The 18,754-nt window shown below is 64.3% G+C and carries 19 protein-coding genes; 8 read left to right on the top strand and 11 right to left on the bottom strand.

Translation table 11 applies throughout. The annotated features are described in order from the left end of the window. Positions 1-164: 164 nt before the first annotated feature. Positions 165-863: a FadR/GntR family transcriptional regulator gene (locus tag H040_RS18010; RefSeq protein ID WP_027917729.1), complete on the top strand. Its 699-nt coding sequence runs from the start codon at positions 165-167 to the stop codon at positions 861-863. A gap of 38 nt (positions 864-901) precedes the next feature. Here the strand turns inward: H040_RS18010 and H040_RS18005 are convergent, their stop codons facing one another. The 4 genes from H040_RS18005 to H040_RS17990 form a co-directional block, all read right to left on the bottom strand. Continuing rightward, positions 902-1,912 (bottom strand): zinc-dependent alcohol dehydrogenase family protein, encoded by a 1,011-nt coding sequence (locus H040_RS18005; protein ID WP_027917730.1) that lies wholly within the window; start codon positions 1,910-1,912, stop codon positions 902-904. A 160-nt stretch (positions 1,913-2,072) separates the two neighbouring features. After that, positions 2,073-2,663, bottom strand: a complete 591-nt coding sequence (locus H040_RS18000) for an HAD family hydrolase (RefSeq protein WP_027917731.1) — start codon at positions 2,661-2,663, stop codon at positions 2,073-2,075. After that, positions 2,660-3,529 carry an acyl-CoA thioesterase II gene (gene tesB / locus H040_RS17995; RefSeq protein ID WP_027917732.1) on the bottom strand — a complete coding sequence of 290 codons (870 nt, stop codon included), beginning with the start codon at positions 3,527-3,529 and terminating at the stop codon, positions 2,660-2,662. Before tesB ends, H040_RS18000 begins: the two co-directional genes overlap by 4 nt. 90 nt (positions 3,530-3,619) lie before the next feature. Continuing rightward, the gene (locus H040_RS17990; RefSeq protein WP_027917733.1) at positions 3,620-4,192 is read right to left on the bottom strand and encodes a GNAT family N-acetyltransferase; all 573 of its coding nucleotides are present in this window, start codon (positions 4,190-4,192) and stop codon (positions 3,620-3,622) included. Positions 4,193-4,359: 167 nt separating this feature from the next. Between H040_RS17990 and H040_RS17985 the strand changes: the two genes are divergently transcribed. The 3 genes from H040_RS17985 (at position 4,360) to H040_RS17975 (ending at position 7,384) form a co-directional block, all read left to right on the top strand. Further along, the gene (locus H040_RS17985) at positions 4,360-5,046 is read left to right on the top strand and encodes an Ais protein (protein ID WP_027917734.1); all 687 of its coding nucleotides are present in this window, start codon (positions 4,360-4,362) and stop codon (positions 5,044-5,046) included. Between the two features lie 38 nt (positions 5,047-5,084). After that, positions 5,085-5,999 carry a histone deacetylase family protein gene (locus tag H040_RS17980; RefSeq protein WP_027917735.1) on the top strand — a complete coding sequence of 305 codons (915 nt, stop codon included), beginning with the start codon at positions 5,085-5,087 and terminating at the stop codon, positions 5,997-5,999. Positions 6,000-6,148: 149 nt separating this feature from the next. Further along, on the top strand, positions 6,149-7,384 hold the full coding sequence (locus H040_RS17975; protein ID WP_027917736.1) for a TIGR03862 family flavoprotein: 1,236 nt from the start codon (positions 6,149-6,151) through the stop codon (positions 7,382-7,384). A 111-nt stretch (positions 7,385-7,495) separates the two neighbouring features. On the opposite strand, the gene H040_RS17965 is transcribed toward H040_RS17975, so the two are convergent. The 5 genes from H040_RS17965 to H040_RS17945 form a co-directional block, all read right to left on the bottom strand. Then, entirely contained in the window at positions 7,496-8,827 is a 1,332-nt protein-coding gene (locus H040_RS17965; protein WP_027917737.1) for a DEAD/DEAH box helicase, read from the bottom strand. 55 nt (positions 8,828-8,882) lie between these two features. After that, on the bottom strand, positions 8,883-9,797 hold the full coding sequence (gene yedA / locus H040_RS17960; protein ID WP_027917738.1) for a drug/metabolite exporter YedA: 915 nt from the start codon (positions 9,795-9,797) through the stop codon (positions 8,883-8,885). A gap of 110 nt (positions 9,798-9,907) precedes the next feature. Next, positions 9,908-10,513: a 3'-5' exonuclease gene (locus H040_RS17955; protein WP_027917739.1), complete on the bottom strand. Its 606-nt coding sequence runs from the start codon at positions 10,511-10,513 to the stop codon at positions 9,908-9,910. A gap of 8 nt (positions 10,514-10,521) precedes the next feature. After that, positions 10,522-11,001, bottom strand: a complete 480-nt coding sequence (locus tag H040_RS17950) for a LabA-like NYN domain-containing protein (protein ID WP_027917740.1) — start codon at positions 10,999-11,001, stop codon at positions 10,522-10,524. 152 nt (positions 11,002-11,153) lie between these two features. Beyond that, a complete protein-coding gene (locus tag H040_RS17945) occupies positions 11,154-11,921 on the bottom strand; it encodes a DUF2076 domain-containing protein (protein WP_027917741.1) in 768 nt (255 codons plus the stop codon). Between the two features lie 155 nt (positions 11,922-12,076). Between H040_RS17945 and H040_RS17940 the strand changes: the two genes are divergently transcribed. Together H040_RS17940 and H040_RS27960 are read left to right on the top strand one after the other, a co-directional pair. Further along, the gene (locus H040_RS17940) at positions 12,077-12,733 is read left to right on the top strand and encodes a YciC family protein (RefSeq protein WP_027917742.1); all 657 of its coding nucleotides are present in this window, start codon (positions 12,077-12,079) and stop codon (positions 12,731-12,733) included. A 537-nt stretch (positions 12,734-13,270) separates the two neighbouring features. Then, positions 13,271-13,501, top strand: a complete 231-nt coding sequence (locus tag H040_RS27960; protein ID WP_335740028.1) for a hypothetical protein — start codon at positions 13,271-13,273, stop codon at positions 13,499-13,501. Positions 13,502-13,511: 10 nt separating this feature from the next. Here the strand turns inward: H040_RS27960 and hrpB are convergent, their stop codons facing one another. Then, positions 13,512-16,040: an ATP-dependent helicase HrpB gene (gene hrpB / locus H040_RS17930; protein WP_027917743.1), complete on the bottom strand. Its 2,529-nt coding sequence runs from the start codon at positions 16,038-16,040 to the stop codon at positions 13,512-13,514. A 115-nt stretch (positions 16,041-16,155) separates the two neighbouring features. On the opposite strand from hrpB, the gene H040_RS17925 reads away from it, so the two are divergent. Both H040_RS17925 and H040_RS17920 read left to right on the top strand, forming a co-directional pair. Beyond that, the gene (locus H040_RS17925; RefSeq protein ID WP_027917744.1) at positions 16,156-16,575 is read left to right on the top strand and encodes a hypothetical protein; all 420 of its coding nucleotides are present in this window, start codon (positions 16,156-16,158) and stop codon (positions 16,573-16,575) included. A gap of 25 nt (positions 16,576-16,600) precedes the next feature. Further along, positions 16,601-17,470, top strand: a complete 870-nt coding sequence (locus tag H040_RS17920; protein ID WP_027917745.1) for a cation diffusion facilitator family transporter — start codon at positions 16,601-16,603, stop codon at positions 17,468-17,470. A 75-nt stretch (positions 17,471-17,545) separates the two neighbouring features. On the opposite strand, the gene H040_RS17915 is transcribed toward H040_RS17920, so the two are convergent. After that, complete coding sequence (locus tag H040_RS17915; RefSeq protein WP_027917746.1) at positions 17,546-18,364, bottom strand: DUF6515 family protein; 819 nt, start codon at positions 18,362-18,364, stop codon at positions 17,546-17,548. Positions 18,365-18,754: the final 390 nt, after the last annotated feature.

Raw genomic sequence — 18,754 nt, 5'->3', positions numbered from 1 at the left:
GGTAAATGTCGCCTAAACAGCAAAATACAAGCTGATAGATGGCAATATTGTGTCGATCATGATGAAAACGCTTTCAACAGCCCTGTACCGTGCAAAGAAAAAACAGGCAAAAAAAATTTTTGGTGATTAACTTGTCGTACAAGCAGCCTTGACCCGGAAACCTCATGAATACTTCCCCAGCCAAACGCAGCCACAGCCGCGCCCACGACCTGGTGTCGAGCCTGACTCAGCAGATTCTGCTGGGCACCTTCAAGCCGGGGGACAAGCTGCCGTCAGAGAACACCCTGGTGCGCGAGCATGGCGTCAGCCGCACCGTGGTCCGCGAAGCGCTGTCAAAGTTGCAGGCCTCAGGCCTGGTGGAGCCGCGCCATGGCATCGGCACGTTCGTGATGGAGCGCCAGGGCCAGGCGGGTTTGCGCGTGGGGGCAGAGAACGCCGCAAGCGTGCGTGACCTGCTTGAGCTGCGCATCGGCCTGGAAGGCCAGGCGGCCGCCCTCGCCGCCGTGCGCCGCAGTGACGAGCACCTGGCACGCATGCGCAAGGCGCTGGATGACTATCAAGACCTGGCGGCAGCCGGGGACAGCTGCATCGAGGCGGACCGGCGCTTTCACCTGTTGATCGCCGAGGCCACCGGCAACCTGTATTTCAGCGAGATGATGGCGCAGCTGGGCAATGGCCTGATCCCGCGTAACCGCATGGCCCTGGCCGAACGCGCCGGGGCCAGGCTGGCGCGGCATGCGTACCTGGCCAACCTCGAGCACGAGGCGGTCCTCAATGCCATCCGCCGGCAGGACCCGGATGCGGCTCGGGCAGCAATCTGCCTGCACCTGTCCAACAGCCGGGATCGACTGTTGCCGGACTGATAACTGACAGGTATTGCGCTTTCCCTTGTGGGAGCGGGTTACCACGTCAGGCAGATCTTGCCGAAATGCCGGTTGCTCTCCTGATAGCGGAACGCATCGACGATCTGCTCCAACTCGAAATGCTTGTCCACCACAGGCCGCAAGCCATTGGCATCGATCGCCCGCATCATCGCCTGCTGCTGCGCACGGCTGCCCACCAGCACGCCTTGCAGGCGGACCTGCCGCACCAGTGCCTGCACCAGCGGCAGCTGCCCGGCCACGCCGGTGAGGATGCCGATCAGCGAAACATGCCCGCCGATGCGCGCGGCGATCATGGACTGCTCCAGGGTCGCCGGGCCACCCACTTCGATCACATGATCGACGCCGCGATTGCTGGTAAGCTCACGCGCCTTGTCGCCCCAGGCCGGGGTGCTCTTGTAGTTGATCAGGTGGTCGGCGCCGAGCGCTTTCAGGCGTTCGAGCTTGGCGTCGCTGGACGACGTGGCAATGACCGTCGCCCCCGCCAGCTTGGCGAACTGCAGGGCGAAGATCGACACGCCGCCGGTGCCCTGCACCAGCACCGTGTCGCCGGGCTTGAGGTGGTCATCACTCATCAACGCACGCCAGGCGGTGAGGCCCGCCGTGGTCAGGGTGGCTGCCTCGGCGTGGCTGAAGCCTTGGGGCGCCAGGGTGAAGGAGGTAGCCGGCGCGGTTACCTGTTCGCGGGCGTAGCCATCGATGCCGTCGCCAGGCACCTGGGCAAAGCCTTCGACATTGGCCTGACCGTCGAGCCAGTCGGGGAAGAAGGTGCTGACAACGTTATCGCCTACCTTGAACTCGCTGACGCCTGCACCGACCGCGACCACTTCACCGGCACCGTCGGCCATGGGGATACGCCGCTCGGTCGGGCCCCACATGCCGCTGACCACGGCGAAGTCATGATAATTGAGGGAGCTGGCGTGCAGGCGCACGGTGATTTCACCGGCCTTGGGTGCGAGGGCTTCACGGGTGCCGACTTCGACCTTGTCGTAGCCGCCGCCGGGTTGCACATAGATGGCCTTGCTGGTCATGACTGGGCTCCATTCAGAGAAAGACTGGGGTTCAGCATAGCCAGTGTCGGCCCTTTCGCGGGTAAACCCGCTCCCACAGGTATCGCACAGGAATCAGGCCTGCAGCGCTCCTGTGGGAGCGGGTTTACCCGCGAACAGGCCCCCACAGGCGACACATGAGTCAGCCCAAAAGCACCCGCAATGCCCGGCAATCGGCAGCATGCCAATCCACCAGCTCAGGCCACGGGTTGTCCGGCAAATTCACCAGCACCGTGCGCGCGCCAGCGGCCCGCCCACAGTCCAGGTCAAAGCGGTAGTCCCCGACCATCACCAGCTCGCTGGGCGCCACGCCCCAGGCACTGGCAATCTTCAACAGCCCATCCGGGCTGGGCTTGGGCTCAGCCTCATCGCGCCCGAGAATATGCTCGACCTGGAAGCAGTCGGCCAGGCCGATGGCCTCCAGCGTCACATGCGCCAGCTCCCGCGCATTGCGGGTCAGAATGCCCAGGCGGCAACCGCGCCCGGCCAGCTCACGCACCAGCTCCACCGCCCCGGTGGCCGCTGTCGAGGCTATTGCCAGGTCGCGCTCGTGCTCCAGCAGCCAGGCATGTTTGGCTGCCGATTCCGCTGCCGGCAGCGCTGCCAGGTGGGTAAGAATGTCGTGCTCGGCCGGGATGTCCAGCGCCACACGGATGGCAGCGAAATCGTGCACCGCTACAGTCAGGGTGCCGTCCATGTCGAACACCCAGTTGCGGACTTGGCCCAGGCTCATGCCCAGTCCTTGCGGTGGCGAATCAGCCCTTCCTGGGTCGACGACGCCACCAACTGGCCGGCGCGGTTGAAGATGCTGCCGCGGCAGAAACCACGGGCATTGCCGGCCCACGGGCTGTCGGTGGCATACAGCAGCCACTCATCCGCACGCAGGTTGCGGTGGAACCACAGCGAGTGGTCGAGGCTGGCGATCTGCATGTCACGCTGCCACACCGACTTGCCATGGGGCAGCAGCGACGTGGTCAGCAGGCCGAAGTCGGAGGCGTAGGCCAGCAGGTACTTGTGCAGTGCAGGTACGTCAGGGAGTGTACCGTCGGCGCGGAACCAGGCGTACTTCACCGGGTCGCCGGGCTGGGGGTTGAACGGGTCGCGCTCGGTCACCGGGCGAATCTCGATCGGCTTGGCGCACAGCACCTTGTCGCGGATGCGTTCGGGCAGCTTGTCAGCATGGGCGCTGGCCAGCTCGACTTCGGTGGGGAGGTTTTCCGGGCCGACCACGTCGGGCATCTGCACCTGGTGCTCGAAGCCTTCCTCGTCGTACTGGAACGATGCGCTGCAGGTGAAGATCGGCTGGCCCTTCTGGATCGCCGTCACCCGCCGGGTACTGAAGCTGCCGCCGTCGCGCACGCGGTCGACCGAGTACACCACCGGCAAACTGGCATCGCCCGGGCGCAGGAAGTAACCGTGCAGCGAATGCACGTGGCGCGCATCTTCGACCGTCTGGCTGGCGGCCGACAGCGACTGGCCCAGCACCTGGCCACCGTACAACTGGCGGAAGCCCAGGTCCTGGCTGCGGCCACGGAACAGGTTCTCCTCGATCGATTCGAGGCTCAACAGGTCGACCAGGTCGTCCAACACATGACTCATCGGGGGTTCTCCTAGCAAGGCATCACAGCTCTACGGCGCTCTCAGGTGGGAAATGATACAGGGTTTGCCATTGACGCCGTGCATGGCGGCTCATTCAGTGCGCAGGGTCTGTTCCCAATGTGCGCGGTCGATGCGGTACAGCACATGGGGGCGCAACGGGTGGCCGATGGGCAGGCGGGGGTGGTCGAAGCTGCCATTGACGTCCTGGACCATGCCAATGGCCTGCATGACTTTCTGCGACGGCAAGTTGCTCTCACTAGTGAACGACACCACCTCCTCCACGCGCAATTGGGCGAAAGCACAACGCAGGCAGGTCCACGCCGCCTCGCTCGCAAACCCCAGGCCCCAGTGGCGCCGCGCCAGGCGCCAGCCGATCTCTACGGCGGGGGCGAACGGCGCGTCGAAATTGACATTGAGCAGCCCCGTCATGCCGATGAACGCCCCGCTGTCCTTGCGCTCCAGAGCCCACAGGCCAAAACCGTACTCATTGAAGTGCCCACGGATCCTGCCAATCAGCGCCGCGGCCTCCAGCCGTGTCATCGGCGCCGGGAAATAGCGCATCACCTGCGGGTCGGCACACAACGCGGCGAACTCGCGCAGATCGTCATCGTGCCATTGGCGCAGCACCAGGCGTGCGCTCTCCAGGTGAAGGATGGGGGTCATGGGGCGAGCTCCGGTTGTGCGGTGGGGCATTTAACAGCGTAGGCGCGGCCAGGTTTTTCACGCAACCGGCAGCGCCCAGAATGCAATTTTCACAACCCCTTCACCGGCCCCCGACAGACGGCTGCGCACACTGCCCCCAATCCACCGCCGCGCCATTGGAGTGACGCATGCAACCTGGCAACACCTTGGGCCATCCCGCCATCCACGCCCGTCGCAAGCGACGCATGTCACGCAAAGCCTTCGGTGCCGCATTTGGCTTGTGCATGGTCATTGCGGCTGTGACCACCTGGCTGGCAACGAGGACCCATATCGTGGACCTTGGCAATGAGCAACAGTTGAGCGAAAGCGGCCTGCTGCAGGACTGGGCCGACGGTGCGGTGATCGTGATGATCCGCCATGCCGAGCGTTGCGACAGCGCGCCCGGCCCGTGCCTGAACGACCCCACCGGCATCACCGTGGCCGGCAGCGAGGCCGCCACGCGCGTAGGCCAAGGGTTGAAGCAACTGGGCCTGAGCAATGCCGATTTGCTCGCCAGCCCTAAAGTGCGCACCCAGCAAACTGCGCACTTCATCCTTGGCCAGAGCGTACCCAGCGAAGCCTGGCTGGAAAGCTGCGACAACCAATTCGCCAGTGAAGCGCTGGCACGCAAGCGTGCAGGGCACAACCTGGTGCTGGTGACCCACAATGGCTGCATCGACCATTTCGCCCGCCAGCAGCGCGTGGCCGGTGGTGAACGCGAGAGCAATTTCGCCAGCGCACTGTTCGTCTCGGTGGACGCCAACGGCAAGGCGCGGATCCTTGGCCGCTTGAACGAGCCGGACTGGCAACGCGTATTGGCCAGCGCAGGGAAATAACTGGCAAGATCAGCGCTGGCCCCGATTGCGAACTCCCCATGCCGTTGCCGCTGATCTACCACGAAGACTACAGCCCGGAATTCCCCGCCGAGCACCGCTTTCCGATGGACAAGTTCCGCCTGCTGCGCGACCACCTGGTGGGCAGCGGGCTGACCACCGACCAAGCCCTGCTGCGCCCGGACATCTGCCCCAACGATATCCTCGCCCTGGCCCATGACCGCAGCTACATCGAGCGCTACATGAACGGCGAACTGTCCCGCGAGGACCAGCGCCGCCTCGGCCTGCCCTGGAGCGAGGCCCTGGCGCGGCGTACCGTACGTGCGGTGGGCGGCTCGCTGTTGACCGCCGAGATGGCGCTGCAGCACGGCATCGCTTGCCACCTGGCCGGCGGCACCCACCACGCCCACCATGACCACCCGGCCGGTTTCTGCATCTTCAATGACCTGGCAGTGATCAGCCGCTACCTGCTTGAAGCCGGCCGTGTGCACCGGGTGCTGATCTTCGACTGTGATGTGCACCAAGGCGACGGCACTGCGCGCATCCTCCACGACACCCCGGACGCCATCACCGTATCGCTGCATTGCGAGCAGAACTTCCCGGCACGCAAGGCCCACAGTGACTGGGACATCCCCCTGCCACGCGGCATGGGCGACACGGCTTACCTTAACGTTGTGGAAGATGCGCTGAACTACCTGCTGCCGCTCTATCAACCCGATCTGGTGCTGTACGACGCCGGGGTCGATGTGCACAAGGACGATGCCCTGGGTTACCTGCAACTCACCGACCAGGGCCTGGCAGCGCGTGACGAAATGGTGATGCGCCACTGCCTGGGCCGCGATATCCCTGTAGTCGGCGTGATCGGTGGTGGCTATAGCAAGGACCGCGAAGCCTTGGCCAAGCGCCACGGCATTCTTCACCACAGTGCGGCACGGGTCATGGGTTGTTCACAATGACTGTGGAACCGCTTGTGGATAACCTGCGGGAAAGACGCTGCAGCCCTTTGCCAGCCTGGCCTGCAGAACACTGATCATTTTTTGTACAGTACTTCTGCCGGCCCTGCTGCGCTAGAATGGGCGGCCTTTTCCACAGCCTGCGGCCCACCATGCCAGAAAAATCCCCCGCAACCCCTCCCCTGGCCGTCGTCATTGGCGGCGGCCCAGCCGGCCTGATGGCCGCAGAAGCCATGGCCCAGGCGGGCCTGACGGTGGAAGTGTTCGACGCCATGCCATCGGTGGGCCGCAAATTCCTGCTGGCCGGCGTTGGCGGCATGAACATCACCCACTCGGAAGCTTATCCACAGTTCGTTTCGCGCTATGCCGAGCGCGAGGGCCAGATTGACGGGTTGTTGCGCGACTTCGATGCCGATGCGCTGCGCCATTGGATTCATGGGCTGGGGATCGAAACGTTTGTCGGTACATCGGGCCGGGTTTTCCCCACCGACATGAAGGCCGCTCCGCTGCTGCGCGCCTGGCTGAAGCGCCTGCGTGACAATGGCGTAGTTATCCACACCCGCCACCGCTGGCTGGGCTGGAATGCCGACGGTAGCTTGCGGATCGCTTATCCACAGGGTGAGTTGCAGGTCAAAGCCGACGCCGTGGTGTTGGCCCTCGGTGGCGCCAGTTGGGCAAGGCTGGGCTCCGATGGTGCCTGGCAGCCCTTGCTGGCCGAACGCGCTGTGGATATCTCGCCGTTGCGGCCGAGCAACTGCGGTTTCGAAGTGGAGGGCTGGAGCCAACTGCTTGTGGACAAGTTCGCGGGCGCCCCGCTGAAGAATATTGCGTTGAGCGTACCGGGCATGGCGCCGCGCAAGGGCGAATTCATCCTCACGGCGCAAGGTGTCGAAGGCAGCCTGGTGTATGCATGGTCGGCGCAGCTGCGCCAGGCCATCGAGCATGAAGGGCATGCCAGGCTGTTACTCGACCTGCTGCCAGACAAGCCTGTGGACAAAATTGCCCAGGCGCTGGCCAAGCCGCGGGGCTCACGGTCGATGGCCAAGCATCTGCACAGCCAGCTGGGGATCGATGGGGTCAAGGCGGGGTTGCTGCGGGAACTGACGGATCAGCCGACCTTTGCCGATCCTCAGGCGCTGGCGCAGGCGATCAAGGCCTTGCCGATCACGCTGGTACGGACCCGACCGCTGGACGAAGCGATCAGCAGTGCCGGTGGCGTGCGTTTCGAAGGGCTGGATGAAGGGTTGATGGTGCGCCGGATGCCGGGGGTGTTCTGTGCGGGCGAGATGCTGGACTGGGAGGCGCCGACCGGGGGGTATCTGCTGACGGCCTGCTTTGCCAGCGGGCTTCGTGCGGGGCAAGCTGCAGCACACTGGCTGAACCCCTGAGGCAGACATCGTCCATTGTGGGAGCGGGCTTGCCCGCGAAGCAGGCAATGCGGTGCACGGCACGGGCTTCGCCCGTGTTCGCGGGCAAGCCCGCGCCCACAGGCCCCGAAACTAAGGCTTACGCTTGCGCGGCCCGCCGTTGAAGCTTGGTACTTTACGCACGGCCTTCACCGCCGGCTCACCAGCCCCCGCCTCGGCACTGTCCATCCAGCGCCCCAGCCCGCGCTTGGCGCTGTTTTCTTTCGGCTTCTTGGGCTTCTTCGGCTTCTTGATCACCTGGCCGCTGGCATCGGTCATCGGTACCCGGTGCTCGGGGATGAAGTCAGGCTCTTCATGGCGCGGCAAGGTCTGCCGGGTGAGCACTTCAATCGCCGACAGCATCTGCACTTCATCGGCACACACCAGTGAAATCGCCTCGCCCTTGTTGCCGGCCCGGCCGGTACGGCCGATACGGTGCACGTAATCTTCGGCCACGATCGGCAGGTCAAGGTTGACCACCAGCGGCAGGTCGTCGATATCCAGGCCACGGGCTGCGACATCGGTCGCTACCAGCACCTGGACCTCCCGCGCCTTGAAGCTGTCCAGTGCGCGCTGGCGGGTAGCCTGAGGGCGATCACCGTGGATACCGTCGGCATTCACGCCTTCAGACAGCAAGCGCTCGACCAGCTGATCGACGCCATTGCGGGTCTTGGCGAACACCAGCACCTGTTTCCAGCGCTGCTTGCGCAGCAGGTGCATGAACAAGTCGGACTTGCGCTTCTTGTCCACAGGCACCAGCCACTGCTTGACGGTGGTCGCCGCGGCGTTGCGCGGGCTGACTTCGATGCTCAGCGGGTCGTTCAGGGCCAGGCCCGCGAGCATGCGAATCTGCTCGGAGAAGGTGGCGGAGAACAGCAATGTCTGGCGCTTGCGCGGCAAAGCGGCATATACGGACTGCAGCTCCTCGGCAAAGCCCAGGTCGAGCATGCGGTCGGCTTCGTCGAGCACCAGGGTCTGCACCTGGTTGAACTTCACCGCGTTCTGACGGAACAGGTCGAGCAAGCGACCGGGTGTGGCGACCAGCAGGTCGACACCACGGCGCAGCCGCATCATCTGTGGGTTGATGCTGACCCCGCCATACACCGCGTAGGTGCTCAGTGGAAGGTTCTCGGCATACTCGCGCACGTTGTTGTGAACCTGCTCAGCCAGCTCGCGGGTCGGCACCAGCACCAGCGCGCGGATCGAATTGCTGGCGACTTTCTCACCTTCCAAGGCCAGGCGCTGCAGCACCGGCAGGGCGAAGCCGGCCGTCTTGCCGGTGCCGGTCTGGGCCGCGGCCATCAGGTCGCGACCGGCCAGCACCGCGGGGATGGCCTTGGCCTGGACTGGCGTCGGGGTGGTGTAGTCCAGCTGCTGCAAGGTACGCAGCAGGGGTTCGATCAGGCCGAGTTGGGCGAAATTCATGGCAATACCGTCAGGGGGTTCAGCGAAGGCGGCAAGTTTACCGCATCGCCCCTGGCTACTTGCAGATTTCGCCCTTCAACCCCTGCTCGGGCGCCTTGCGCCACTGCGGCAGGCCGATCAGCACCACTGCGCCGATGATCACCGCCATGGCCAGGCATTCTTCCGCACCGATCTCTTCGCCAGCAAAGACGATGCCCAGCAACACCGCCACAGCGGGATTGACGTAGGCATAGCTGGTGGCAGCGGCAGGGCGCACGTTCTTGAGCAGGTACATGTAGGCGCTGAAGGCGAGGATCGAACCGAACAGCACCAGATAAGCCAGCGCGCCCCAGCCAGCAACGCTCGGCATCTGCGTCATGCGCTCACCCGACAGAACGCTGCCCAGCAGCAATACCGCACCGCCTACCAGCATCTCGGCGGCACTGGCCATCGGCCCCTGGGGCAATGGCAGGCTTTTGCTCCACACCGAACCGAACGCCCACGAAGCCGCAGCAAACAGGATCAGCGCCGCGCCAATGGGGCTGGCCTGCAGGTTCGAGCCGAGGTTGAGCAAGCCGATGCCGATCAGGCCGAGGAAGATCCCAGCCCATTCCAGGCGCGAATTGCGGTGGCCGAACAGCAAGCCGAACACCAGGGTGAACAGCGGCACCGTGGCCACCGCCAACGCCGCTACGCCCGATGCCACACCCGCATGCTCGGCCACGGTCACACCGCCGTTGCCGCAGCTGAGCAGCAGAAAGCCGATGGCACCTGCCGCACGCCATTGTGGCCAGGTCGGAGCCGGCACCCCGCGCCAGCGCAGAAAGCCGTACAGCAAGCCGCCGGCGATCAGGAAGCGCACGCCCGCCATCAGCATCGGCGGCCATGACTCGACGCCAATGCGGATGAACAGGTAAGTGGAACCCCAGACCAGATACAAGGCCAGAAAGGCGCCGACGAGCAACAGCGGAAAGCGACGGGAGGCAGGCATGGCAGGCAACTCAAAAAATCCGTTTTCGGGTGACCGAGTTTAGGGCTGTGTTCAAGCAAAGATAAGTTACAAAACCGCTCCAAATGAGCGGCACACTTTTGCTGCGCTGCTCAGGCGAACTTGGCCAAGGTTTCGCGAACTTTCGCCGCAGGCGTTTTCTGCAGCCGGCACAAGAGTTCGTGGGAAAGTTGCTGGACGCCATGGCTCTGGCGTAACACACCGGCCAGGTGTTGCAGCAGGTTGGCAGCCATTTCGGCATCGGCCATGGCCCGGTGCGCAGTACCGGTGTCCGGCAGCCCGGCCCAGCGGGTCAGGGTACCCAGCTTGTGGTTCGGCGCTGCCGGTAGCAGGCGCCGTGACAGCAGCAGAGAACAGGCGAAGGACTGCTGGCGGCTACGGCCGATGCGGCCCAGTTCGTAATCCCAGAATTTCTGGTCGAAGGCTGCGTTGTGTGCCAGCAGCGGGGTATCACCGACGAACTCGGCGACCTCGTTCATCACCCTGTCCACCGGCGGCGCACTGCGCAGCATGGCGGTGCTGATGCCGGTCAGCCCGGCGACGAAGGCTGGCACCGGCACGCCGGCGTTCATCAGGCTCTGATAGCGCTCGACAATACGCCCGCGTTCCAGCATCACCACTGCCACCTCGGTGGCGCGGCAGCCGGCGCCGGGTGAAATGCCGGTGGTTTCAAAGTCGATTACAGCAATACGTTCCACAAAAAACCTCAGTGCTTGAGCAACAGCGCGCCTTCGATGGGCACATAGCGGGTGGCGGCACGAATCAGTGACAACGCCGTCAGACCGGGGACGCCATAAACCACAGCCTCAGTGCCGTGGCGCTGGATGACCCGCTCCAGCAGCAGGTCGAAGTCACCATCACCGGAGGCCAGCACTACCTGATCGACCCGGCTGGCCGCATCGATCACATCAAGGGTGATGCCCACATCCCAGTCACCCTTCGCCGAACCGTCGCTGCGCTGGATGAAAGGCTTGAGGCGGACGTCAAAACCCAGGTTGCGCAGGATCTGCTGAAACTGCTGCTGCTTGCTGTCGCCACGGTCGATGGCGTAGGCCACGGCCTCGACGATCTCGCCTTCGCGGCTGACGTCCTTCCACAATGCGGTGTAGTTGAAGTGGCAGCCGTGGGCCTGGCGCACGGTGTAGTAGAGGTTCTGCACATCGGCGAACAGCGCGATCTTTTTCACCTGAGAACCTCATGGTCTGGAAGAATTCGCGGGCAAGCCCGCTCCCACAGGTCAAGTGCACACTTGGAGGTTGCACGTACCCTGTGGGAGCGGGCTTGCCCGCGAAAGGGGCGCAAAGCGCCCCCTGAAATGCCGCCAGTATGCCAGACCGGTCAGACGAACGTATCGTCATCCGAGAAGAAGCCACCGTCATCGTTGCCGTAGTCGGTATCGGTCCAGCCGCCCTGGTCGTTGCCCCAACCGCCGTTGTCGGCAACCTGCTGCTGCCCGCTCTGGTCATTCCAGCCGCCGCTGTCACTGGCCGGAGCTGGCTCTTCCTTGATCACCTCGACCACTTCCTCAGGCTGCGAGTGGTGATTGAACAGGCTGCTGATGCCTTGCGCCAGCAACACGCCACCGGCAACCCCCGCAGCGGTCTGCATCGCACCACCCAGGAAGCTGCTGGCACCGCTACGCGCTGGTGCGGCGCCAAAGCCGGGTTGTTGCGGTTGTGCTTGTGCCTGCACTTGCGGCTGCGGCTGGGAGAAGCCCGGTGCGCTCGGCTCACGCCAGCCACCACCCGACGTTACCGGCGCGCTGGCGCGCTGCGGCTGAGCTGGCTCCGGATTGCGCGCACCGGCACCGAAGATGCTGGAGAGGAACCCACCACCCCCATTGCCACTGCTGGCACGTGTCGCCTCAAGCTGGGCCCGCGCTTGCTTGAGCTCGGCCTCCAGCTGCTTGTTCTGTTCGTCCAGGCGCTTGATCGCGGCTTCCTGAACCAGAATTGCCTGTGCCATGTAGTAAGGCGCCGCCGGCTGCTGGCGGACGTGCTCCTCGATCCGTGCCTGCGCCTGCGCGTCACGTGGCTGGCTTGGGTCTTCGGCTTGCTTGATGCGGCCGAACAGGCCGTCGATCAGGGTTTGTTCATCAGTGTTCATTGGGCTACCTCATGGGCTAGCAGGACATCGGACATGGCAAAGATGGGGCGCTCGGGCGAAGGATTCAATCACTGCACGGGTGAAACTTTTTTCAGCAAGTGACAGCTCTGGGCTAAAGTTAGGCCCCTGTTTTTACTGTCTTGCGATGTTGACTGATGAATCCGCTGAGCGTTCTGCGCGACTCCCTGTACTTCTTCCGCCGCCACCTGGCCAGCATCATCCCGCTGTGCCTGCCGCTGGTGGTGCTCGAAGCCCTCATCACCCAGCTGCTGTACCGCCAACTGGGCGACCAGGCCTCGCCGGCCTACGGCATGCTGGTCAGCCTGCTGTTCTACCCGCTGTACAGCGCGGCGCTGATCCTTTACCTGGACACCCGCAGCAACGGCCAGGACATCCGCAAACGCGACCTGTTCGCCCGCGCTGTGCAGCTGTGGCCGCAACTGGCCCTGCTGATCACGATCAGCTCGCTGCTGATCATGGCCGGTCTGGCGCTGCTAGTGTTCCCGGGCGTGTGGATCATGATCAACCTGGTGTTCGCCGAATACCTGCTGGTGCTGCGCGGCCTGCCGGTGGTGCAGTCGATGCGCGAAAGTGCGCGCATGACCACCGGGCACTTCCTGCGCATCATGATCTGCGTGCTGGGTGTGCTGGCCCCGATCTGGCTGATCGACGGGCTGTTGCTGATGGCCTTCCCCGAGCCTGCACCGGGCGTCGAACTGGCCCTGGACAGCCTGAGTGGCTTCCTGCAGCTGTTCAGCACCGTGGTGCTGTATCGCCTGTTCATGTTGCTGGAAGGTGAAGCCGGGGCCTGAGGCATCTGGAAAAGTCTTCGTTCTGCTCGCACGCCCGACGGTAGCAATACCTGGACGGTGACACGCTGGTTTGCCACCTGCGCGAGCAGAGTGGGAATAAGATAAAGATCATTAACTATGCACCAAGCTACTGGGGTTACAACCACCCGCCGGTGACGCCGAACTTAAAGAAAGGCGAAGTCGCTACCTTCGCGCTTGAGCTGAGACCCTGATGCAAAAGTGGAAGGCATGAAGCTCTGTACGATGAGCCTTGATACTCGGTGATAGCCTCCCTATGGACTCGCAAATACACGATAGTTATGCCGGGTCGTTCAGCGGCCAACGGTATGCAATTGCCACCGACAGGCATGTGCCCTGGGGCAAAGCAGGAGCCGCGATAAATGGTATTGGGGGATAACGCCTCAGGACGTCTGGCTCATGGCTGGCGGTTTACAGGACTCCATACCCCTGTATTTTGCTTTCGACTCCCAGACAGAAGACCGACTGCATTACCACATCAGCCTCTCTGGCAATGCGAATCCCCCCAGGGAACTGGGTTTGAGCCTGAACGGTTACCTGGGCTTCTACCAGCGGTCGGAAGTGACCGATTACTGGAAGAGCGAACCGCTGGAGCTGTCGGAGCACGGCCTGATCTGTCACCTGCGTGATCATCAGGGCTACCGGGCGGGAGCCATCCTGGACATCCCGCATCACAACCACCAGACCCATTACCTGCTGAACACGAAAGACGGCGAAACGCTCACCTTCCTGCTCAAGCAAGATAGCTGAACACTGCGCTTCAGGTGCCGCGCGGCTTGGCCCGTGCGGTAGCCTCAGCCACCAATGGATCATCCGGCCAATAGTGCTTGGGGTACCTCCCCTTCAGATCCTTCTTCACCTCGGCATAAGTCGTACGCCAGAAGTTGGCAAGATCCTGGGTCACCTGCACCGGCCGCCGAGCCGGTGACAACAGGTGCAACTTCACCTGCTGACGACCATTGGCGATGCGTGGGGTGTCGGCCAGGCCGAACAGCTCTTGCAAGCGTACGGCAAGGATCGGTGGGTTCTCACTGTAGTCCAGGCGGATGTTCGAGCCGGACGGCACCGCCAGATGCGCCGGCGCCCATTCATCCAGGCGCTGTGGCAATGGCCAGGGCAGCAGATTGCGCAAGATCGATGAAAGGTCCAGCGCAGCGAAATGGCTCAGCCGCGAGACTTTGCCCAGGTAGGGTTGCAGCCAGTCTTCCAGGCTGGCCAGCAGGGCTTCATCACCCAGGTCGGGCCATTCGCTTTGCCCATCCTTGAGCAAGTCCAGCTGACGCAACAGTGCTACCCGCGCCTGCCACTGACGCAGCTCCGGGGTCCAGTTCAGCAGATTCAAGCTTTTGCGCCGTACCAGGCCAACCAGTGCCTGGGCGCGTGCTTCATCACTCAGGCCGGGCAATGGTTCGCGGCTCAGCACCAGTTCGCCGACCTTGGACTGGCGTTCGGCACGCAACACCTGCTCGCGCTCGTCCCAGTCGAGGATATCGACGTGCTCGACCTGCTCGGCCAGCACGCCATCGAGCAGCGCCGGGTCGAACTCGGCGGCCAGGTAGATGCGCTCTTCCCGCTGGCCTTGCCGGCTGCCCAGGTCGGCGATGACCAGCCACGGGCATTTCATCAATGCATCGACCTCGGCGAACAAGGCAGCGCGGCCATTGGCCATGCGATATTCAGCACCGCCCTCGCGCCGCTGCTGGGCGACTCGATCGGGATAGGCCAGCGCCAGGAGGGCGCCGAGCCAGCGTGGGTGATCGGGGTCGACAACCGCTGCCCCGGGTTTGCCGCGCAGCAGGCCACGGTACTGGCGGGCGAGCTGCCGGGCGCGTTGCACGCCGCCCTGGCCTGCGCGGCTGGCCTTGCTCTCGCCACTGACCAGCGCCAGCCGGCTTTGCAGGTCGGCACCGCCACCGCGCTGGATATCGCGCTCGCCGAGCAGGGCCGCGACATCGCAGGCCATGCTCGCCAGCCCGAGGTCCTGGCCGCGAAGCAGCAGGTGGGCGATGCGTGGGTGGGCCGGCAATTCGGCCATGGCCTGGCCATGGTCGCTGAGGTTGTCGCGGCTGCCCGCCTTGAATGCGCCAAGGCGTGCCAGCAGGTCCTGGGCCTGGGAAAAGGCTGCCGCCGGTGGCTGGTCTAGCCAGCGCAGCTGATCAGGCCTGACGCCCCAGCGGGCCAGTTGCAGAGCCAGGCCGGCAAGGTCGGCCTGAAGAATCTCTGCGCTGCCGTGGGCAGCCAACTGGTCATGCTGGGCCTCGGACCACAGGCGGTAACACACCCCCGGCTCCAGGCGCCCCGCGCGGCCGGCCCGCTGGGTGGCGCTGGCGCGGGAGATACGCTGGGTATCCAGGCGGGTCATGCCACTGCCCGGGTCGAAACGCGGCACCCGCGCCAGGCCGGCATCGATGACAACGCGCACACCCTCGATGGTCAGGCTGGTCTCGGCGATGTTGGTGGCCAGCACCACCTTGCGCAGGCCCTTGGCTGGCGGGTCGATGGCCGCGCGCTGGGCACTGAGGTCGAGTTCGCCGTGCAGCGGGCAAAGCAGAACATCTGGCCGTTCCCCCAAGGCATCCTGCAGGCCTTGGTGCACACGGCGGATCTCGGCCTGGCCGGGCAGGAACACCAGCACGCTGCCAGGCTGCTCGGCCAACGCCAGCAGCACGTTATCCACAACCCGTGGCTCAATGAACTCGCCCGGCTGGAACGGCCGGCCCCAGCGGATATCCACCGGGTGCATGCGCCCTTCGCTGCTGACCACTGGCGCGTCGTCGAGCAAGCGCGACAGGCGCTCGCCTTCCAGGGTCGCGGACATCAGCAGGATTTTCAGCGGTGGGTCGTCACGCAACAGCTCGCGGCCATTGAGGCTCAGTGCCAGGGCCAGGTCGGCATCCAGGCTGCGCTCATGAAATTCGTCGAAGATCAGCAGGCCCACACCTTCAAGTGCCGGGTCGGACTGCAACCGGCGGGTGAGGATGCCTTCGGTGACCACTTCGATGCGGGTGTTCGGCCCGACCTTGCTGTCCAGCCGGATGCGATAGCCCACGGTCTCACCAACCTTTTCGCCCAGCTCGCTGGCCAGGCGCTCGGCCGCGGCCCGCGCAGCCAGGCGGCGCGGTTCGAGCATGAGGATGGTCTGCCCGGCCAGCCACGGCTCATTGAGCAACGCCAGCGGCACGCGGGTGGTCTTGCCCGCACCCGGTGGGGCTTCGAGCACGGCTTCGTCGCGGTTTCCAAGGGTTTGGCGCAAGGCAGGCAAGACAGCATCGATCGGTAAAGAAATCATGGTGGTCCTCGAACAGTCTGGCGAGTATAACGGCGAACCCAGCCTGCTCTATCATGGTCTTAGCTTCAGGTGCTGGCGCTTCGCTTGCCCTGCTGAACACCTTTCGGAGATTTACATGCGCATCCCATCCCGCGTCATTGGTGGGGCCCTGATCGTCACCCTGCTGACTCAGCTGACGGCCTGCGGCACCATTTTCTATCCCGAGCGCCGTGGCCAGATCGGCGGCAAGATCGACCCCGTGGTCGCCGCCATGGACGCCATCGGCATCCTGTTCTACGTGATCCCGGGCCTGATCGCCTTTGGCATCGACTTCGCCACCGGCGCCATCTACTACCGGGGCGGGCACACCGCCCAGGTCGACCCGGCAAAATTGCGCGATGCCGTCAGCCCGGATGGCAAGGTCGACAACCTCAAGCTGCAGGCCATTCTCGAAAGCGAACTCGGCCAGCGCCTGCCGCTGGATGACCCACGGCTGATCCAGCACCGCGGCAGCGCCGAGCAGCTGGCGGCCTTGGGCCTGGTACCTGCGGCCTGATACCCACGAGGACAGCACCCTGGGCATGATTACCCCGGCAGAACACCAGCGTTTACTGCGCCTGGCCACCCGCGCCTCACTGGCAGTGGCCAGCATCCTGGTCGTGAGCAAGGCGGTGGCCTGGTGGCTGAGCGGTTCGGTCAGCCTGCTGGCCGGGTTGACCGACTCGGCACTGGATGCCGTCGCCTCGTTCCTCAACCTGCTGGCTGTGCATTATGCCCTGCGCCCGGCCGATGACGACCACCGCTTCGGCCACGGCAAGGCCGAGGCCCTGGCCGGCATGGCCCAGGCATTGTTCATCGGGGTAAGCGCGGTGCTGATCGGGGTACAGGCTGTCGAGCGCCTGCAAGCCCCGCAGCCGCTGGGTGACACCGCCATCGGCATCGGCGTGATGCTGCTGTCGCTGGCGCTCACCGTCGCCTTGCTGGCATTGCAGCGCAAGGTCATTCGCCTGACTGGCTCGACCGCAGTGCGCGCCGACTCGCTGCATTACCGCTCCGACCTGCTGCTCAATGGCAGCATTCTGCTCGCGCTGCTGCTGGCACGCTTCGGCTGGCCGCAACTGGACGCGCTGTTCGGTCTGGGCATCGCGCTCTACATCCTCTGGAGTGCACTGCAGATCGCCCGCGAAAGCACGGCGATTCTCATGGACAAGGAATTGCCCGCAGACATTGGCGAAGGGATGGTCGAACTGGTCCTGGGCATTCCTGGCGTAAAAGGTGTGCATGACCTGCGTACGCGGGTGTCGGGCAACCAATGGTTCGTGCAACTGCACCTTGAGTTGCCCGGGCAGTTGCCGCTGCATGAGGCCCACGACTTGTGCGTACGGGCATCGGCAGTCATCCGCCAGCGTTATCCACAGGCGGATGTGATGGTGCATGCCGACCCGGTGTGATCTCTGTGAGAGCAACTGTCTTGCTCAATTTCTTTAAGCTGGCGCGATCCCCTGGGGGAGCCGCGCTTTCCGGCTTCAGTTGATGCTGTAGCCGCGGCCACTGAAGCAAGCGCCCAGCGCACGGCGGTAGTTGCTCGCCACCTCGACGGGCGGTGCATAGGGCGCCGTTGCCGGGTCGAAACCTGACTGGCTCACGGCCCAGCGGTGACACTGATAGCGGTCCTGGTCCTGCTGCTCCTGCCCTTGGCCGTACATCGGGTAGGCAATCACGTCATAGCTGTTGCCGGCCGGTGCTACCGCTGGCAACGGTGCCGGTGCCATGGCGGGCGGGCTGACCACGACGTACTCCTGGCTGTCAGCCAGGTACTGGTAATAGGTGTCGGCCACCAGGAAGAACAGCGCTCCCCCCAGCCAGACCTCCCGCGCATAGGACGGCAGGTAGTTGACCCGCACGCCGTAGGGTGGGGCCACCACCACGTAGCTACCACCGTGCGGGCGGTACCAGTAACCACCGGAGTAGAAGTAGTCATGGCCGCGATACGGCACTTTCCAGTAGCGGTCCGGGAAGTGGTCGATGGTGTGCCCCGGGCGATACTGCGGCCCGGGGCCCCAGCCGTTACCGTGGCCGTCCGGGCGCCCCTGCCAGTCGCCACCGGGCCGTTGCCCCGGGCCGCCGGCTTGCCAGTGGCGATTGTCGCCATTGTGCCGAGGGATATCCTGGTAGTAGCCCTGCCGCGCGGGCTGGGTCTGTTGCACTTCGTCACGCGCGTTGAGTGAGCGGCCCGGCCCCCCCTCGTTGGCACGCCCCTCGCCCGGCCCTTCGGCCATGGCCCCGAAGCTGATGCTCAAACCCAGCAAACCAACACCTGCCAACTGCCAGATGCGCGACTTCATGTTGTTCCTCACGGTAAAGAAAACGGCAGGCTGCCAGTCTACCGCGCCGGCACCACAGGCAGATGAAATCGCGGCCATGAAAAAAGGGAGGCCATTGGCCTCCCTTTGAGAATTGTCGTCCGTGCTCGGCACTTGTGGCGCCGGCTCACCTCACAGCGTCTTCTGAAAGCTGTGTAGCCCGGGGGCCTGCAGATCCTGTTGGATGGCTGGCCGCGACCGCCCGCCTAGGGCACGTCGCCGTGGACTGATGTCCGGGCAGTGATTCTGTAGGTAACGATACGGGAGAGGTTGCGGCAGAGGATTGCGAAGATTGCTCAGATAAATAGCACTTGCGCAATTTTTAACCCTGGATCGATAATTCACCGCAATTTGAACAGAAAAGGCCTTTTC

Source organism: Pseudomonas sp. URMO17WK12:I7, from assembly GCF_003269045.1.
GTDB classification, from domain to species: Bacteria; Pseudomonadota; Gammaproteobacteria; order Pseudomonadales; family Pseudomonadaceae; genus Aquipseudomonas; species Aquipseudomonas putida_J.
The sequence above is the reverse complement of the archived record's forward strand: the minus strand, read 5'-3'. Positions and strand labels throughout refer to the sequence as shown.

Excerpts from the sequence above, each read along its gene's own strand:
- H040_RS17940 (WP_027917742.1), top strand. The coding sequence starts at position 12,077 with ATGAATCCGCTGAGCGTTCTGCGCGACTCCCTGTACTTCTTCCGCCGC.
- yedA (WP_027917738.1), bottom strand. The coding sequence starts at position 9,797 with ATGCCTGCCTCCCGTCGCTTTCCGCTGTTGCTCGTCGGCGCCTTTCTG.
- hrpB (WP_027917743.1), bottom strand. The coding sequence starts at position 16,040 with ATGATTTCTTTACCGATCGATGCTGTCTTGCCTGCCTTGCGCCAAACC.
- H040_RS17965 (WP_027917737.1), bottom strand. The coding sequence starts at position 8,827 with ATGAATTTCGCCCAACTCGGCCTGATCGAACCCCTGCTGCGTACCTTG.
- H040_RS17985 (WP_027917734.1), top strand. The coding sequence starts at position 4,360 with ATGCAACCTGGCAACACCTTGGGCCATCCCGCCATCCACGCCCGTCGC.
- H040_RS18010 (WP_027917729.1), top strand. The coding sequence starts at position 165 with ATGAATACTTCCCCAGCCAAACGCAGCCACAGCCGCGCCCACGACCTG.
- H040_RS17925 (WP_027917744.1), top strand. The coding sequence starts at position 16,156 with ATGCGCATCCCATCCCGCGTCATTGGTGGGGCCCTGATCGTCACCCTG.
- H040_RS17975 (WP_027917736.1), top strand. The coding sequence starts at position 6,149 with ATGCCAGAAAAATCCCCCGCAACCCCTCCCCTGGCCGTCGTCATTGGC.
- H040_RS17945 (WP_027917741.1), bottom strand. The coding sequence starts at position 11,921 with ATGAACACTGATGAACAAACCCTGATCGACGGCCTGTTCGGCCGCATC.
- H040_RS17920 (WP_027917745.1), top strand. The coding sequence starts at position 16,601 with ATGATTACCCCGGCAGAACACCAGCGTTTACTGCGCCTGGCCACCCGC.
- H040_RS17915 (WP_027917746.1), bottom strand. The coding sequence starts at position 18,364 with ATGAAGTCGCGCATCTGGCAGTTGGCAGGTGTTGGTTTGCTGGGTTTG.
- H040_RS18005 (WP_027917730.1), bottom strand. The coding sequence starts at position 1,912 with ATGACCAGCAAGGCCATCTATGTGCAACCCGGCGGCGGCTACGACAAG.
- H040_RS18000 (WP_027917731.1), bottom strand. The coding sequence starts at position 2,663 with ATGAGCCTGGGCCAAGTCCGCAACTGGGTGTTCGACATGGACGGCACC.
- H040_RS17980 (WP_027917735.1), top strand. The coding sequence starts at position 5,085 with ATGCCGTTGCCGCTGATCTACCACGAAGACTACAGCCCGGAATTCCCC.
- H040_RS17990 (WP_027917733.1), bottom strand. The coding sequence starts at position 4,192 with ATGACCCCCATCCTTCACCTGGAGAGCGCACGCCTGGTGCTGCGCCAA.
- tesB (WP_027917732.1), bottom strand. The coding sequence starts at position 3,529 with ATGAGTCATGTGTTGGACGACCTGGTCGACCTGTTGAGCCTCGAATCG.